The organism is Streptomyces sp. NPDC047000 (assembly GCF_040644295.1).
Classification (GTDB): domain Bacteria; phylum Actinomycetota; class Actinomycetes; order Streptomycetales; family Streptomycetaceae; genus Streptomyces.
The window spans coordinates 1-16,082 of the sequence record NZ_JBEYWE010000033.1 but is presented as its reverse complement, the minus strand read 5'-3'; the positions used below and the strand labels follow the sequence as shown (position 1 = coordinate 16,082).

General features: G+C 68.3%; 15 protein-coding genes. 9 read left to right on the top strand and 6 right to left on the bottom strand.

The window, feature by feature from the left end; all coding sequences use genetic code 11:
- Window positions 1-56: 56 nt before the first annotated feature.
- The 5 genes from ABZ862_RS33455 to ABZ862_RS33435 all read right to left on the bottom strand — a co-directional run bounded on the left by ABZ862_RS33455 (window position 57) and on the right by ABZ862_RS33435 (window position 4,558).
- Window positions 57-383, bottom strand: coding sequence for a hypothetical protein (locus tag ABZ862_RS33455; RefSeq protein ID WP_360966633.1), 327 nt, complete (start codon window positions 381-383; stop codon window positions 57-59).
- Between the two features lie 117 nt (window positions 384-500).
- Window positions 501-1,160 (bottom strand): ScbR family autoregulator-binding transcription factor, encoded by a 660-nt coding sequence (locus ABZ862_RS33450; RefSeq protein ID WP_360966630.1) that lies wholly within the window; start codon window positions 1,158-1,160, stop codon window positions 501-503.
- A 340-nt stretch (window positions 1,161-1,500) separates the two neighbouring features.
- Window positions 1,501-1,902 (bottom strand): DUF6009 family protein, encoded by a 402-nt coding sequence (locus ABZ862_RS33445; RefSeq protein WP_360966627.1) that lies wholly within the window; start codon window positions 1,900-1,902, stop codon window positions 1,501-1,503.
- Window positions 1,899-3,443 (bottom strand): phage/plasmid primase, P4 family, encoded by a 1,545-nt coding sequence (locus ABZ862_RS33440; RefSeq protein WP_360966624.1) that lies wholly within the window; start codon window positions 3,441-3,443, stop codon window positions 1,899-1,901. Before ABZ862_RS33440 ends, ABZ862_RS33445 begins: the two co-directional genes overlap by 4 nt.
- The gene (locus tag ABZ862_RS33435; RefSeq protein ID WP_360966621.1) at window positions 3,440-4,558 is read right to left on the bottom strand and encodes a bifunctional DNA primase/polymerase; all 1,119 of its coding nucleotides are present in this window, start codon (window positions 4,556-4,558) and stop codon (window positions 3,440-3,442) included. Before ABZ862_RS33435 ends, ABZ862_RS33440 begins: the two co-directional genes overlap by 4 nt.
- 947 nt (window positions 4,559-5,505) lie before the next feature.
- Between ABZ862_RS33435 and ABZ862_RS33430 the strand changes: the two genes are divergently transcribed.
- Window positions 5,506-6,771 (top strand): AAA family ATPase, encoded by a 1,266-nt coding sequence (locus tag ABZ862_RS33430; protein WP_360966618.1) that lies wholly within the window; start codon window positions 5,506-5,508, stop codon window positions 6,769-6,771.
- Window positions 6,768-7,835, top strand: a complete 1,068-nt coding sequence (locus ABZ862_RS33425) for a ParB/RepB/Spo0J family partition protein (RefSeq protein ID WP_360966615.1) — start codon at window positions 6,768-6,770, stop codon at window positions 7,833-7,835. Before ABZ862_RS33430 ends, ABZ862_RS33425 begins: the two co-directional genes overlap by 4 nt.
- Here the strand turns inward: ABZ862_RS33425 and ABZ862_RS33420 are convergent.
- Window positions 7,819-8,304 carry a phosphotransferase gene (locus ABZ862_RS33420; RefSeq protein ID WP_360966612.1) on the bottom strand — a complete coding sequence of 162 codons (486 nt, stop codon included), beginning with the start codon at window positions 8,302-8,304 and terminating at the stop codon, window positions 7,819-7,821. The genes ABZ862_RS33425 and ABZ862_RS33420 overlap by 17 nt on opposite strands.
- 759 nt (window positions 8,305-9,063) lie before the next feature.
- Between ABZ862_RS33420 and ABZ862_RS33415 the strand changes: the two genes are divergently transcribed.
- From ABZ862_RS33415 to ABZ862_RS33385, 7 genes are all read left to right on the top strand, one after another.
- Window positions 9,064-9,750, top strand: coding sequence for a hypothetical protein (locus ABZ862_RS33415; RefSeq protein WP_360966609.1), 687 nt, complete (start codon window positions 9,064-9,066; stop codon window positions 9,748-9,750).
- Between the two features lie 48 nt (window positions 9,751-9,798).
- Window positions 9,799-10,215: a hypothetical protein gene (locus ABZ862_RS33410; RefSeq protein ID WP_360966606.1), complete on the top strand. Its 417-nt coding sequence runs from the start codon at window positions 9,799-9,801 to the stop codon at window positions 10,213-10,215.
- Between the two features lie 489 nt (window positions 10,216-10,704).
- The gene (locus ABZ862_RS33405) at window positions 10,705-11,991 is read left to right on the top strand and encodes a family 16 glycosylhydrolase (RefSeq protein WP_359504823.1); all 1,287 of its coding nucleotides are present in this window, start codon (window positions 10,705-10,707) and stop codon (window positions 11,989-11,991) included.
- A 114-nt stretch (window positions 11,992-12,105) separates the two neighbouring features.
- Window positions 12,106-13,305: a glycoside hydrolase family 64 protein gene (locus ABZ862_RS33400; protein WP_360966603.1), complete on the top strand. Its 1,200-nt coding sequence runs from the start codon at window positions 12,106-12,108 to the stop codon at window positions 13,303-13,305.
- Window positions 13,306-13,715: 410 nt separating this feature from the next.
- The gene (locus ABZ862_RS33395; RefSeq protein WP_360966600.1) at window positions 13,716-14,606 is read left to right on the top strand and encodes a sigma-70 family RNA polymerase sigma factor; all 891 of its coding nucleotides are present in this window, start codon (window positions 13,716-13,718) and stop codon (window positions 14,604-14,606) included.
- An 11-nt stretch (window positions 14,607-14,617) separates the two neighbouring features.
- Window positions 14,618-15,424 carry a hypothetical protein gene (locus ABZ862_RS33390; protein ID WP_360966598.1) on the top strand — a complete coding sequence of 269 codons (807 nt, stop codon included), beginning with the start codon at window positions 14,618-14,620 and terminating at the stop codon, window positions 15,422-15,424.
- A gap of 48 nt (window positions 15,425-15,472) precedes the next feature.
- Window positions 15,473-15,640 carry a hypothetical protein gene (locus tag ABZ862_RS33385; protein ID WP_360966595.1) on the top strand — a complete coding sequence of 56 codons (168 nt, stop codon included), beginning with the start codon at window positions 15,473-15,475 and terminating at the stop codon, window positions 15,638-15,640.
- Window positions 15,641-16,082 lie beyond the last annotated feature (442 nt).

The following is a 16,082-nucleotide window of genomic DNA, read 5'->3' as shown; positions in this document are numbered from 1 at the left end:
CACGGAGGGGCGGGCTATTACGTCGTAATAGCCCGCCCCTCCGGCCCGCAGCCGTTCTACTCCCCCGGCCCGTCCCCCAACGGCACCAGGACGTCGTAGTACTCGACGATCCCGCCGGCCTCGTCGAAGCGGAGCTCACCCAGCAACGTCCAGCTCGCGCGTTCCGTACGGGCGGTGACCCGCAGCGCGACCCGGTCGCCGTCGGCGACGACGCTCTCGCAGGTGAGCCGGAGCCCGCTGTCGTCACCCCAGTAGCGGGTGAGCCGGTTGGTCCCGCCCCGGTTGGCCGCCGTGATCAGCGCCAGGGCGAGCTCCTTGTTGCGTTCCTGCGCGCAGTGCGCGGTGAGGAGTTCGTGCAACGCTCCGCTGAGGGGCGTGGTCAACGCAGGAACCATGGCCGTACGTCCTTCCTGCCTCGTACGCCGTCTGGGTCCGCAGTGTGACCGCAGCGGATGGAGGCCCGGTAAAGGACCGGTGAAACCCGGACCGGTGAAACCGGATCAGCCGGCGCGTTCCTCGTGAGCGAGCCGCTCGCTCTCCGGGCCGACCTCGGCCGCGCGTTCGGCCCGGATGTCCAGTCGGCTCAGCACCGCGGGTACCGCGACGGCCGGCAGCAGATGCTGCAGAAGTGCCGCCACCCGCTCCTCCAGATCGGCGCGGTCGTCCAGGCTGTGGGAGTAGACCTGCACCCCGGTCCAGGAGGCCGAGAAGAGCCACGCCGTCTCGGCGGGATCCACGTGCGGCAGCAGTTCCCCCTGTGCCTTGGCCTCGGTGAGGATCTTCTGCGTGGCGGCGATCCACTCACCGATCATCCGAGGACCGAACTGCGAGCCCATCTCTCCTTCCAGGGAGAGCCTGGTGGCCGCGCTGACCACCGGGTCCCGGCGCATGTGGTAGGCGGTCACCAGGCCCAGGTCCACCAGTTGCTGCAGCTTGCACACCCTGGATGCGACCGTCAGGACCGAGAACTGCTCGCCGAGCACTCCTTCGGCCAGCGCCTGCTTGGAGGGGAAGTGGAAGTACAGCGCCCCCTTGGTGACACCCGCCCGGTTGAGGATCTCCCCGATCGTGGCGGCCTCGTACCCCCGGTCGTCGAAGACGGATGCGGCAGCTTTCAAGATCGCGTGCCGGGTGCGGATCGCACGCTCCTGCTGTGCCACGAAACCCTCCTGCGGTCACCTTCACCAACCTGCGGAAACCAAACCAGGGAGTCCGTATTTTCACAACCCACCCCGCCTCAAGCCCCTACGGCGCTTGAGAACAAGGCCCTTTCAGGGCCGAAAGGCGGGTCCGGGAGGCAGTCTCCCGGGGGCGGAACGGGAAGGGGCCGCGGGGGCGAAACCTTTTGCCTGCCCTGCACCGCCACCCACCCTCACACCATCCACCCGGAACAGCCCGTACGGTCTGTTCCCGTCACCGCCGGGCACCGGGAACCCGCGGCCCCGCCGCACTCCACGCATCGCACCCCACGGACACCGACGCCGCACCCCCGCCGAGGACTCACAACGGCAGCGAAAGTCCCCGGGGCCGTACCTGGTCCGACGGCGGCCCGCCCTCCGACCGCTCGGTCTTGCGTCCCTTGCTGCCGGGTGCCAGCGTGCGCGGGTCCACGGCCTCGGCCGGCGCGCCGGTGGCGTACAGCCCGTCGGGGACGCTGTCCCGGTCGTGCGGCAGCAGCCAGAACACCCGGCGCCGGAAGGTGCCCGAGGAGCGGGACGGCTTGGCGCCGGGCCCGAGCAGGGCGTATCCCACCATGCGTCCGTCCCGGTGATAGGCGGGCCTGCCCCGCCGGGTGGGCAACCGGTCCAGGCTCTGGCGCACGTAGTCCAGCTCGCCGACGTCCTCGAGCCAGACGAGATCGACCTCGTGGCTGATCTCGTCCTCGTCGATGAGGGCACTCATGCTCTCTCCTCGTCGGCGACCAGTCCGATGCCCGGGTAGTACTTGCGCTGGTTGGACAGAATCATCTCCTTGGGCGATGCCAGCCCCACCACCTCTCGCACCCGTGCCGCGAAGGCCCGGGACGAGATCGCAGGAGCACCGTCATTCTGACACCAGGTCTTGTACTCCGCGTAGAGCTGTGCCTGTTCCGCCCTCAGATCGGGCGCCAGACGGCACGACTCGGACAGGAAACGACCGGTGTGGTCCTCCGTCTCCGCGTACGCCGTCGTGGCGATCCGGACGCGCTCGGGGCCGGTGAGGTCCTTCTGCCCGCTCAGATAGCGCCGTGCGCCCAGGATGAGCCAGTTGAGGATGCCGGGGCCCTCCTCGGTGACGAGGATGTCCGCCAGGTTGTCGATCTTGCGGTCGTCCGGGACGACCCGCTCGAAAGGGATCAGCCGCATCCGGCGCCAGAACGCGAAACCGCCCGTCCCCACCTCGGGCCGGTGGTTGCCCAGCAGCCACAGCTTGTGGGTCGGCTGGAAGCTGAAGAAGTCCTGCCGCATCCGCCGCGCCTTGATCCGGTCGCCGCCGGTCAGCAGCTTCACCCGCGCCTCGTCGAACCGGTCCCCCGGTTTGACCTCGCTGCACACGATGACGCGCCGCCCGTGCAGCTCGGCGAGGTCGGTGGGGTGGCCCTCGTAGGGGCGGGCCATGAGGAACCCGGGCGGCGCGGCGTCGGCGTAGTCGCCGACCAGCTTCATCACCACGTCCAGCAGCACGGACTTGCCGTTCTTGCCGGAGCCGAACAGGAACGGCATCACCTGGCCGCCCACGTCGCCGGTGATGGAGTAGCCCAGCAGCAGATGCAGGAAGTCGATCATCTCGGCACCCTCGGGACCGCCGCCGAAGGTGTCGGTCAGGAACCGGTCCCAGCGCGGGGTGGGCATCGTCTGGGGAGCGGCCGTGGTGGAACGCGAGTGAAAGTCCTTGTCCGGGTCCGGGGTACGGATCAGCCCGGTCCGCAGGTCCACGATGCCGGCCGGGGTGCACAGCGCGTACGGGTCGGCGTCCAGGCGGGCCGCGTTGAGGACCATTCCGGGCGCGGACCTGGCCTGGGTGAGCATGGCGTTGATGCCGCTGGTGCTCAGGGCGCGGCGGCGGTGCTGCTGGAGCGCCGCCGAGTTGAACACCCCGCGCGGGTCGTTGCCGGCGATGGACTCGGCCAGGTCGCCGGCCGCCCACAGCACCGTGTCGTCCTCGTCGATCTGCCAGCGGGTGCTGTCCCAGCGGAACCAGCCCAGGCCGGGCACGTGACGGTAGTCGTTGGAGTACAGCTTGACGAACAGCTTGGCGTTGCCGCGGTCGGTGAGGGTGTCCGGCAGCAGCCCGTCCGCGGTCGCGACGTCGGGCCCCTGCGGAGCGGCGCCGCGTACCCCGTCGGTGCCCGGGTCACCGGCCTGCCGGGGCAGCGTCGGCTGCGCGGGCGGGGCGCTGTGCTGCGCGAGGATCTGCGCGGCGACGGCCTGGGCGTCGAACAGCGCGTTGTCGTCGGTCGTCACGCGCGGCCTCCCGCTCCCGGGTAGAGGGGGCTCTTCCGGCCCGCGCTCAGCCCGCCGCGGATGATGGCGCCGTAGCGCCGTTCCTGCCCCGGGCGGGCGTGCTCGGCCGCCTGTCTGAGGGCCAGTTCGGCCTCGGCGTGGCCGAGGTGTCCCGCGGCGACCAGACCGCCCGCGGTGTACGAGGCCCGATTGAGCTTCTCGGAGAACGCCGCTCCCTCGGGTACGGCGGCGCAGGCGACCACCTCGGCCAGTACCGCGGCCAGGGCGCGCCCTGCGGCGTCACGGCCGCCCCCGGCGGCGATGACGGCCTGCCGGGCCCTGGGGGGCACCGGACGCGGTACGGGCACGTGGGCGGGCGGCAGATGCCCGGTGCGCTGGAGTTCGCGGGCCAGCCAGGCGGGCAGCGGCGCGGGCTCCCGGACCGGGCCCACGGGGGTGTAGACGCCGGCGGCGGTCACAGTGCCCGGCGCGACGATGTACCCGCCGTGTGCGCGTACGTCCACCTGCCAGGCCAGCGCGCGCCCGGTGCTCGATCCCGCGGAGCACTGCCAGCGGTGCCCGCTGTGAGCCCGGTACCAGACGTGGAGACCCCCTGAGGGCGTCCGCACGCGCAAGGTGGTCTCGTCGTCCGCCGGGCTGCCCGCGTCCCGCAGAGCGGCCAGCACGCCGATGGTGTGGAACCCGTTGGCAAGGCCGGTCAGGTCGACCGTCTCGGAGATCTCGATGCCCGGAAGCAGTCGGTCCCTCCCGGGCAGTTGCTGGGCGTGGGCGTCGACGTCGATGACGACCAGCCCGGCGGGGCCGCACGCGATACCGACGCCGAAGCCCGGATTGGCGCCCCACCACTGCTCGATCCTGGCGTAGTCCAGTGTCGCGGCGTGAAATCCGTGGCACCAGCGGCCCGAGGCGAGACACTGGCACCCGTGGTGGGTGTGCCCGGGTTGCCGGCACGCCTCACAGTTGCCCGCGGGGGTCTTACGGCCCGGAGCGAGCGGATGCACCGGCCAGCCCCGGCTCGCGCACCAGCGGGCGGTCGCGAGGGAGTGCCCGCCGTCCAGTTGAACGGAGACCGGCGGCGTTGAGTCGCTGCGTGAAACCCGCAGCTCAGAAGCCATTCACATCCCCCATCAGCGACCGAAGCGACTCAACGATTGGGACAGAGTAGCGAACCCGGGGGACTGAGGGGCACACGTGTGGAGACAAACGTCTGCGTGTCGCGCCGGGCCTCCAGCGACTCAGCGGAAATCCCGCAGCGACTTACGGTTCTTCGGTCGCTGGCTCGGTAGCTGGACAAAACCGCAGGTCAAACGTCTTGCAGTTCCCTAAAAAGCGACTGAAGCGACTGAAGACGTCTATATATGACGCACACACACGCACGCACACACGCGCCAATGTCTCCATATACCCGGACCTTGGGTCGCTTGAGTCGCTGAACACCCCCCACACCCGTCTTGACCAGGCAGTTCTTGCAGCGACCAAGAGCGACCGAGCGTGTTCTGAGTCGCTTTTCCTCAGTCGCTGCCCTGTCACACGGACGTCGGCCCGCAGCGACCGACCCCTGCGGGACCCCGCCCCGGCGACCGCAGCGACTCAAGCGACCCTTCAGCGAAACTGAACCCGCGGACCCGCCTCTTTGCAGGTCACAGCCCTGCTCCGGCACTTGGACCCGACTCTACGGTCGCTTCGGTCGCTGCCTCTCCCCCGACCACGCCCCCCACCTTGCCAGGCGTATGTCCTACAAACGAGCGCTCCCCCACATGAATGGCTGAATAGTGCACGTAGTTGACGAATCGTCAATCGGGCACACCACCCTGCTGTTCTGAGGAGTGAACGACCCGGACCGATGGTCACACCGGCAGCCGCCCGGCTGAACCCCCACCGACACCCGCCAGATCCCCCCGCGCAGGCTACCTCTCGAAGAAACGCCCGATTCATCAGATTCAGTAGAAAAGACACCCGCAGCAGGCAGATCCCCCGCCCCGGTGGACACCTGACGTCACAAACTTTGCCTAACTAACGTGTCGGCGATGATTCTGATCATGCACGTTAGTAAGGTATCCGCATGAGTTCTCCAGCCACCTCCAGCGACCGCGAGAAGGTCGTCTCCAAACTGCCGGGATGGCTCCGGCAGAACCTCAAAGTCAGAGCGGCCCAGCACGGCCTGGACATCCAGACCGCCGTGGAACAGGGAGTCGCCGCCTGGTGCGGTCTGGCCTCCGCCCTGGAGCCCGTCGACACCTCGGGCGCCGACTCCTTCGCGACCTTCCTCCCCCAGGGCCAGTGGGACGAGTTCAAGCAGACCGCCAAGGACCGCGGTGTCTCCCTCATCCAGGGACTCGCCCAGTCGGTCGTGCTCTGGCTCGACACGCACCACGCCCCGGACATCGTGCGCCCGGCCGTCACCCGGCGCATCGTCGTCTGCAACCAGAAGGGCGGCGTGGGCAAGACCGCGATCGCCGCCGGCACCGGCGAGGCGATGGCCGAGGACCCCAACAGGCTCCACCCGGTGCGGGTGGCCAAGCAGCTGGTCGCCGCCCTGCGCGCCGTCGACCAGGACGGCACGCCCGCCGCCGAGGACAGCGACCCCATGGACGTGGAGAACCTGCCGGGCCTCGGCATGCGCGTCCTGCTGGTCGACTTCGACCCGCAGTGCCACCTCACCAACCAACTCGGCGGCACGCCCGTTCCGATGAACGGCGACAGCCTCACCAACCACATGGCCGGCGACCCCAAGGGCGATCTGCGCGATCTGATCCTCTCCATCGACGACGAGCACTTCGACGGCCGCCTGCATCTCCTGCCGGGCTGCAACGACGCCTTCCTCCTCGACGTCCGCCTCTCCGCCGTACGGGCCCGCGAAGCCGCCCTGGAGCGCGCACTGGCACCGCTGGAGGCGGACTACGACGTCATCATCATCGACTGCCCTCCGAGCCTCGGCCTCAGCATGGACGCCGCCGCCTACTACGGCCGGCGGCGCGACGCCGAAGGCCCGGGCCAGTCGGGGGCCCTGATCGTCGTCCAGGCCGAGGACAGTTCGGCCGACGCCTACGAACTCCTCACCACCCAGATCGAGGACCTCCGGGGTGACCTCGCCCTGGAGATCGACTACCTGGGCATCGTGGTGAACCTCTACGACGGTCGCCGCGGCTATATCGCCACGTCCTCGCTGCAGGGCTGGGTCGACATAAAGGATCCGAGGGTCGTGGGTCTCGTAGGCGATCTCAAGGAGCAGAAGGAAGCGGTCCGCATGAAGCAGCCCCTCCTCTCCTACGCTCCCAAGTCCCAGCAGGCCGTCAGCATGCGCGCGCTGGCCCGGGAGATCTCATGACCAAGAAAGCCGACCAGCTGGGCGCCGGCCGCTTCGGAGGCGCGGCGAAACCGGTCAGCGCCCGCCGAGCAGCGGTGGCCGCCGCGACAGGCGTCCCCACCGAGGGCGTGGCGCCGCCCACCGAACTCCCCACCAACCGTGTCAGCCTGAACCCCGACAACCCGCGGTCCAGTCTCGGAGACCTGACCGACCTCGCGGGCAGCCTCAGGACCCACGGCCAGAAGCAGGCGATCACGGTCATGAACCGTGACCGCTATGTGAAAGCCAACCCGGACCACGAGTCCGAGCTGGAACCCGACACCCATTACGTCGTCGTCGACGGCAGCAGTCGGCTCGCCGCCGCCCGCGAGGCCGGCCTCGCCACGGTCAAGGTGATGGTGAGCGACGACCAGGGCAGTACCTCCGAAGAGCTTCTCGAGTCGGCGCTGGTGGCCAACATCCACCGCCAGGACCTCGACGAGCTCGACGAGGCGAAGGCCCTCAACCGTCTGCTCGCCATCCACGGAAGCCAGACCGCCCTCGCGAAACGACTGCACCGCTCCCAGGGCTGGGTCTCCCAGCGCCTTGCCCTCCTCAACCTCACCCCCGGCCTCCAGTCCCGCATCGGCCAGGACCCCATCGATCTGCTGCGCGCGGTGGGCAACAAGCCTGCCGCCGATCAGGAGACGGCCCTGGAGGAACTGAAGGCGGAGCGGGCGCGCAAGGAGGCCGAGAAGCCCGCTCAGAAGCCGGGCAAGCGCCCCAAGCCCCCGCAGCCCGACCCGGACCCCGGGCTTCTCTCCCCGTCGCTCGCCCATTACGACGTAATAGACCCCACTCCGCCCCCCGCCGAGGAACCACTCCCCGTTCCCGAGCCCGAACCGGCAGCCGTCGGCTCGTCCCCCGTTCCGGAACCCCGGACGGACTCCCCCGTCCCACCCCCCAAGCTCCCCTACGACGACGGCGCCTTCCTGGCGCTGCACCTCATCCGCAAGATGACGGACACCGAGTTCGACAAGATGCTCCGCATCCTCAACGACCACCAGGCCCAGCGACCGGCGGCGGACATCACCACCGACGTCTGATCCTCACCACCTCCACCCGGGGCTCCCTCTCACCCAGAGACGGAGCCCCGCCGCTATTACGGCGTAATAGACAACCCCACCAGGGCCCCCAGGACGTCTCCACCCAGTCCACGAAACCCGTGATCGCCAGACGGCTCCCTTCCCCCGAGAGCAGCACGTTCCCGGGATGAAAGTCCCGGTGCAGAAAACAACCCCGGTACTCCGGAGCAGGACGCCGGATCACTTCCCCTGCCCGCTCCCCCACCTCCGGGTCCAGGGCCCCTCCGGGAACCCGCACCTGTCCATGCCTGATACCTCTGCGGCCGCCGGTCCCCGGCAACCACGACATCAGCAACGAGGGGTGATCACAGAACTCGGCCGAGGCATCAAGACCATGAAGCCGGGCAACCGGGATCTCCGTGGTCGCGAGCAGCTCAAGCGCATCGGCTTCCCGGGTCAGCAGCCCTTCCGAATCTGCGTCCTGGTCCAATCCGGGTCAGCAGAACGCTCCACCTCGCCCACGGGCTTCTTGCTGTCCGCCATGACAGCACCCTGGGAACCACCCCCCCCCACACCATCCAAGTTTCGTGGAACCTATTACGCCGTAATGGACCTCCCGCAGCCGGTACGCATCCTCACAGAGAAGGTGACGTGGCTGGGCCGGGTGGGTGGCCGAGGTGCCTCCGTTCGCCGGTGGGAGAGCGCGGCACCGCTGTGGCTGACTTTCGGTGGTACCGGTGCAAGAGGGGTGGAAAGGGCTAAAAGGTCGAGTGGGGGAGTGTCGGGTCCGTCGTGCTCTTTAATAAGAGGCGCCCGCCGACAAACAGCCTCTGACCTGCAATTTTCTCGGAACGATAGTGTCCTGGGGAGCACATTCCGACCCTCCGGATGTAGCTCTGGCGGACACATTTCACCCGGTGGATCAACCACTGCTTGATTTACCGGCACGATCACCGCCTCCCGCAAACCTCCAGGTCAGCGAGATGCCCCACCACCCGACACCTCATCCCGCGCTGTACCCCTGGTAATCGAAAAGTGCCGAGATAAAGACACCAAAACTCAAGCACAGATTGATTAAGCGTCGGATTGAGCCCCGGAAGTCAACCCCTGATTGACTTTCACCACCCCGCCGCGCCCCCGCTCCCCATCACCCCGTCCCGGCCCCCTCCTCGACGCGCCGCAGTACCAAAAACAAGCCCTGCTTGATTTTTCGACTACTGTCTGGAGCGCCTGAGTACAAGGAGGTCCCGTGACATCTGACCCACCAGCACGCCGCCGCCCCCGTGCGGTCCCTGACGCCGCATCGGACGACGTCGGCTTCGACGACCTTCTGCAGGTCCTCGGAGAACAGCTCGGGCAGGCCACCGACGGCAGCCCCGATCCCCGCTCCCGCCGCAAGCTGAAGAACGTCACCCTCGAGTTCGAGGCCGACCACACGGCCGTACACGACATGGCGGGCGACGCCGGCTACAGCCTGGCCTCCAACTGGTTCACCCAGCTCCTCGCCCAGCTGGCCGTCGCCAACTCCATCACCAAGTCCCAGCTGTGCGTGTTCCTGTACGTGGCGGGAGGCCAGGAACGCGGCACCGGCGTCGCCCAGTACACCCAGCAGGAGATCACCGACGGCCTCAACAGACTGGCGGTGAAGAAGGGCGGAAAGCGCATCACCCGCTCCACGGTGAACCGCGCCGTCCGAGCCCTGGTCGGCTACAAGTGGGTCGAGCAGCTCGGCAACGGCATGATCCAGCTGAACGTACGCCTGTGGTTCCACGGCAACAGCACGGCGCAGCATGCCGTCCTCGAACAGATCGCCGTCCGGCACGACCGGGACCCCGGGGCATTCCCGCACACCATCGGCCCGGAGCCGCACCAAGAGGAACTCGACCTCGGCTTCACCGGGCATCCGCAGTACGGCACGGGAAGGCGCACCGGGTGATACTCGTCCAGGAACCGCAGCACAGCACCTCACGAGGAAGGAGTACCGATGGCTGAGGTCATGTCACCGGTCGTGTCCGAGCGCATCTGGGCACTGCCGGTTTCCGGAGCTTCGGTGAAGTTCCTCCAGTACCTGCTCTACCGCTCGGAGTTCGGCGGCCGCCTGCCCATACGGCAGAAGGACATGGCACGCGAGTACCGGGTGACCCCGCAGGCGGTCAGCAACCTCATCGCCCCGCTGTGCGAGCTGAACATCGTGCTGCGTCCCCAGAACGAGGACGGAGGCAAGGGCAACTCCTACCGCCTCCACCCCCTGGCGGCCAAGTACGCCGGCCTGGAGGAGATGGAGTCCGCCTTCCGGGCCGCCATCACCAGCATCAAGACCGGCACTCTGCCCCACCTCAAACTCCCGGCCTACGCCGCGGTCCCGCCCGCCGAAGGCCGCCCCGACCTTCAGGTGGCCTGACGACACGCACCGCCCTCCACACATGCAGGGGCCCCGCCGACGAATCGGCGGGGCCCCTGCGCCTGAGTAAGAGGTAGTGCGCCAACTATACCCACCCACCACCCTGCCCGCCCGCCCGAGCCAACCGCTATTACGGCGTAATACCCCGGGCGCAACACCACCGGGACACAGCCAACCGCTCCCATGGCCACCCTCTGCGCACCCCCACTGACGGGCCGCGAGCCACGCCGAACCGGCCTTCTTAAGTACGAGTTAAACGCGTCTTAAACATACTTCGGACTGACGCGATTTCCCGAATAACAGCAGGTCAGAGGCATTTAAGGGCTTCACCTTCCGGTTGGCGGAGGCAACGATCGTGCGTATCGTCTGGCCCACCGGTGGCGCCCGCCGTGCACGGAGAGAGCGCTCTCAGATCCCCGTCTGCCCGAGCACTCCGCGTGTACCTCCGGCGCCCGACCCGGAAGTTCCCCGAAGACAAGGTGTTCCCCCATGGCCGCTCACCGCGCACGCAGATGGTCGCTCGGAGGGCTGGCGGTCCTGATGTCCGCCGCTCTCGGCTCCGCCATCCTCATCAACACGTCCGACTCGGCGACGAACCGCGCGAGCGCCGCCACCACGACGACCTGGTCCGACGACTTCAGCGGAGCCGCCGGCACCGCGCCCAGCTCGTCGAAGTGGACCCTGGAGACGGGCGGCGGCGGCAACGGCAACCACGAGCTGCAGTACTACACGAACAGCACCAACAACGCCGCCCTGGACGGCAACGGCAACCTGGTCATCACCGCCCGCAAGAACAGCGACTCCGGCCTGCGGTGCTGGTACGGCACCTGCCAGTACACCTCGGCGCGGATGAACACGGCGAAGACCTTCACCCAGAAGTACGGCCACTTCGAGTCCCGTATCAAGGTCCCCCGGGGCCAGGGAGTCTGGCCCGCGTTCTGGATGCTGGGCGACGACCTCGGCAGCGCCGGCTGGCCCAACAGCGGCGAGATCGACGCCATGGAGAACATCGGCAAGGAGCCCGGCACCGTCCACGGCACCATCCACGGTCCCGGCTACTCCGGTTCCGGCGGTCTCGGCGCCGCGTACACCCTGCCGAACGGCAAGTCCTTCGCCGACGACTTCCACGTCTTCGCCGTGGACTGGAGCCCTTCCAAGATCACCTGGTCCGTGGACGGCCAGGCCTACGAGACCCGCACCCCGTCCGACGCCAACGGCAACAAGTGGGTCTTCGACCACCCGTTCTTCATCATCCTGAACTTCGCCGTCGGTGGTGACTGGCCCGGCAGCCCGGACTCCAGCACCTCCTTCCCGCAGACGATGACCGTGGACTACGTCCACGTCACCACCTCGGACTCCGGCTCCGACACCGGTTCCGGCTCCGGCGGCACCACCCGCACCGGCTCCATCAAGGGCATCGGCGACATGTGCGTGGACGTCGCGGGCGGCAGCAGCGCCGACAGCACCCCGATCCAGCTGCACAACTGCACCGGCAACGACGCCCAGAAGTGGACCCTGGGCAGTGACGGCACCGTGCGCGCCCTCGGCAAGTGTCTGGACGTCAAGGCCGGTTCGCACGACGACGGAGCAGTGGTCCAGCTCTACACCTGCAACGGCACCAAGGCCCAGCAGTGGACCTACACCGCCGCCAAGGACCTGACCAACGTCGGCGCCGACAAGTGCCTCGACGCCAAGGACAACTCCTCGGCCGACGGCACCCGCCTGCAGACCTGGACGTGCTCGGGCAACGCCAACCAGAAGTGGACCATCGCCTAAGCCCCCACCACGGCGCCCCCCCCGACCCCCTTTCTCCCCTCCCTCTCCCCCCGAGTGTCCCGGCACCCCCCAAGGCCAGGCACCCGAGGCAGGGAATTCCTAGGAGCACCCCTCATGGCATCCCGTCACCAGCGCAACCTCACCCGCCGCAAGATGCTGTTCGCCCTCGGCGGCGCGGCCGTGGCCGTCCCGGCGATCGCCACGATCGCCCCGCACGCCCTGGCCGGCCAGAGCGGAAGCTCGGCGACCGCGGCGAACGGCTCGCTTCCGGTGACCATCGTCAACACCAGCGGTTCGTTCAGCAACACCTCCGTACACCTGTACGTCGTCGGCAACGTCGACGGAAAGCAGGTCCGTCTCACCCCGGACGGCACGGTCGCCTCCATCGCCCTGTCGGACAACGGCGCCGACGGCTACACCGACTACGCCATCCCGCTCGCGGGAAGCGGCGACACGAAGCTGTCTCTCCCCTACATGTCGGGCCGTATCTACCTCTCGCTCGGCGAGAAGCTGAAGTTCAAGGCCGTCACCGACGGCAACGGCAACGCCGCACTCCAGTACCCGGCGGGCTGGGTCAAGTCGGACCCCAACTACGGCATCCTGCACGACTGCGCCGAGTTCACGCACAACGCGGCGGGCATGTTCTGCAACACCACGATGGTCGACATGTTCAGCATCCCGATGAGCATCCGCCTCACCGGTGACAAGGACCAGACGGCGGGCACCCTGCGCGACGGCGGCCGCGCCGCCGCCTTCGCCGCGGTCAAGCAGGTCGAGGAGTTCGCCCAGCTGGTCGTCGACGACACCCGCATCATCGCCCCCGGCCACGGCCTGGACGCGGGCATCTTCTCCAAGGACTACTTCGCCCCGTACATCGACGAGGTGTGGAGCACCTACACCGGCAAGGACCTCAAGGTCACCACGAACGTCGGCACCTTCACCGGCCGCGTCCGCGGCGAGCGCTTCACCTTCGACGGCCCGGCCTCGGTGTCCTTCGCCAAGCCCTCCACCCGCGACGTCCTCTTCTGCGACGGCAACCTCGCCGCCCCCAACGACGGCACCACCGGCCCCGTAGCCGCAGTCCTGGGCGCAGGCTTCAACCGCTCCACCCTCCTGAGCAACCCCGCCCAGCCGACCACGGACCCCGCCACCTTCTACCAGACCGCCCTGACCAACCACTACGCGAAGGCCATCCACGCAGCCACCAAGGACGGCAAGGCCTACGGCTTCGCCTTCGACGACGTGGCCGACTTCGCCTCCTACATCCAGGACACCAGCCCCACAGCCTTCACCCTCACCCTGACCGCCTTCTGACCCCCACCCCCTCCCCACAGGCCGACCAGAGCCCCCACCCCGGGCTCTGGTCGGCTTTCGCGTGGGCGGGGTTGTTGCTCCAGCACAGGGGATCGCGCGGACTTCCTCACGGAGGACGTGGTGTCGAGCGCAGCCTTATGTGTTCGGGCATGGCGTACAAGGTGTCAGGAGGGAACGGGAGTTCGCATTGTTCCGTAACGTCGTGATCCCGTGGCACGGCGGTGGTGGGCGCGCCATGCTGGCCTCTGTTCCTGACTGCGCCCCAGCACCGTTGGCGGGAGCAACTGTTGACATGCTTCCTGCTCACAGAAACAGAGAAAAATGTCGAGTACGAAGGTGGTGACCGTCTGCGCCCTGACGGCGGTCCTCGCTGCCAGTTCCTCCGCCGCTTTCGAAGAAGGCGGGCAGCGGTGACCCGGTCCTCCGATGCGGAGCATCCCTTCTCCGACGCCGGAGGGAAGCGGGGCCGCAAGCCAGGCCCGATCGCCGGCACGGCGGGTCCGTCGCACCGTGCGTGGCTCGAGCCGGTCCGCAGCGTCCTCTTCGCCAGTGGCCTGACCCTCAATGATCTCGTCGATCGTTCCGGCTACTCCAAGACCCGTATCAGCGAACTGCTGCGGGGCAACGGTTACTACCCCGCCTGGGAGATCACCTTCAGCGTGATCCGTGCCCTGGGACTGCCCGTGCAGCCGATGCGCCGGCTGTGGACCGCAGCCGCGCGTGAGGCGCAGAAGGAATCCAGCTGGATCAGCCAGTGCGTGCGACAGGTCGCGCCCGGAGAACCGGAGCAGCCGCCCATACCCCACCAAGCGTTCACCGACGCCATGCGCGCCCCTTACACCGCGTATGCGCGTGCTCTCCTGCTGACCGATCACCGCGCCCGCCGGGCGGTGGCGGAGACCTTCGACATCCTGTGGCTGTGCTGGAAGGATGCCAGCAGCAGCGAGGACATCCGCCGCTATGCCTGGCACTTGCTGCGTTCACGGGTCATGGACCGCGTCGAACGTCATGACGAGGGGCACCCCGACCTGCGGGCGGCTGTCTTCTCCACCCAGGAGGCTCACACCGGCCCGTCCGGCCGTCTGGCCGTCCCCACCGACCTCGTCGATCTCTTCGACGCGATCGGCCGTCTGCCGAACGACCAGATGGACATCGCGGTACTGCACCACCTGTGCGGTATGGCCCTCGAAGACATCCCCGCCGTCATAGGCCTCTCCGAAGCCCTCACCCACGCCATCGAGCACCACGCCCGTGCGGCCCTCGAAGGCATGGTCCACCACCCGCACAGCCCCCGGGAGTGAAACCGCCTGCCATGACTGTCGACCAGCTCCTCGCCCGCGCCCGCCTGCACCACAACCCCGCCGTTCCCGACGACACCGTCGCCTACGAAGACTGCGCCTACCCCGTTCCCGCACCGGACGGCGCTCTCCCCGGCGCCGGCGCCGATCCGGCAGTTGACGCGACGGCTGCCGGCGACCTGAACGCCCTGTGTGAAGCCGTCGTCAACTCCGCCGTGCCCGCCACGGTCGAGTTCCTCACCGAACAGCTTCCTGAGCCCCCCAGCGCGTGGCTGCTCGGGTGTGCCCTCAACCTCGCCGCTGTCGAGGACGGAGCCCGTTTCTGGTGGCAGTTCGCGGCCGGCGCCGGGCATGTTCCTGCCGCGTACTGTTTGGCGCTGCATCATCTGGCCCGCGGAGAAGTCCACGCGGCTGCCTTCTGGTACGACCAGGTCGGACTGGACGATCCGGTCGAGAGTGACTCCTTCACCGTGTCCGGTGTCCGCCCGCCCCTGCAGCAGTTCCGCTTCGATGCCAGCGTTCCCACCGTCCTGCGCATCCTCAGCTACCTCGCTCCGCCGGAACATCGCCCACGCACCCACCGGGCGGACGCCATCACCAACTACGTCGCCTACGCCGTCACTGACGGCTACACCCATCACCCCAACGTCGAAATCCCCTTGCCGGGACCCCGCTTCGCCGACCGTGTCACTTTCATCCTGACCAGCACCCCACCGTGGACCCGGCGTGCTTCCCGGACCTTCAAGCCCGCCCTGCCCAGCCGCCCCCCTGTGGTGGGCGCTCACTGCCCACGGTCCCAAGACGCTTCCGCCAAAGGCTGAGCGGTGGACGATCCGGCCCGGCATGCCCGTCATCGAGAGGAACTCCGCATGAAGGACGACAACGCGAAGCGCCGAACCCGGACCGTCCGGCACCTGCTTCCATGGATCCGGCAGCAAGGGCGAGATGTCCCCGGCGAGTTCCTGCGGGGCATCGCGTACAAGCTCGGCAGCGGCGCTGTCACCCTGATCATCCTGTGGTGGCAGACCCACCACTGACCGGGCGGGTGGACCGCTTCTTCGTCCCTCGCTCCGCCTGCTATGATTGATCTTGCGCTGGTGGGTGGAAGACACACTCGCCCGTGATGCGTTGGTGGTCCAAGGAAAGATGCCCCGCTTCCTGCGGGGAGATGCAGGTGCAAGGCCTGCCCGGCGCTCTGCCGAAACCCTGTCCCGTGTTGTGCGGGGCAGGGTTTCTTGTTGTTCGGATGACTGCCTGCCTACCGTTTCCGCACCCCTGCCGATCTCCGCGAAGGCGGGAGCCCGTGATGTGTCCCGGTGAGGTGGTTTGGACCCTTGGTGGAGCGGGGCCCCATTCCCGGCCTGCGGATTCTGGTGTCTTGAAGCCCGAGTTCGACAGTTCGCGGGCATGTAAGCGCTGGTGATCATGGCGTTGAGCTGCGGGAGCGGGCATGGCTGGGGTGAGGGGGCGTGTGCCCAC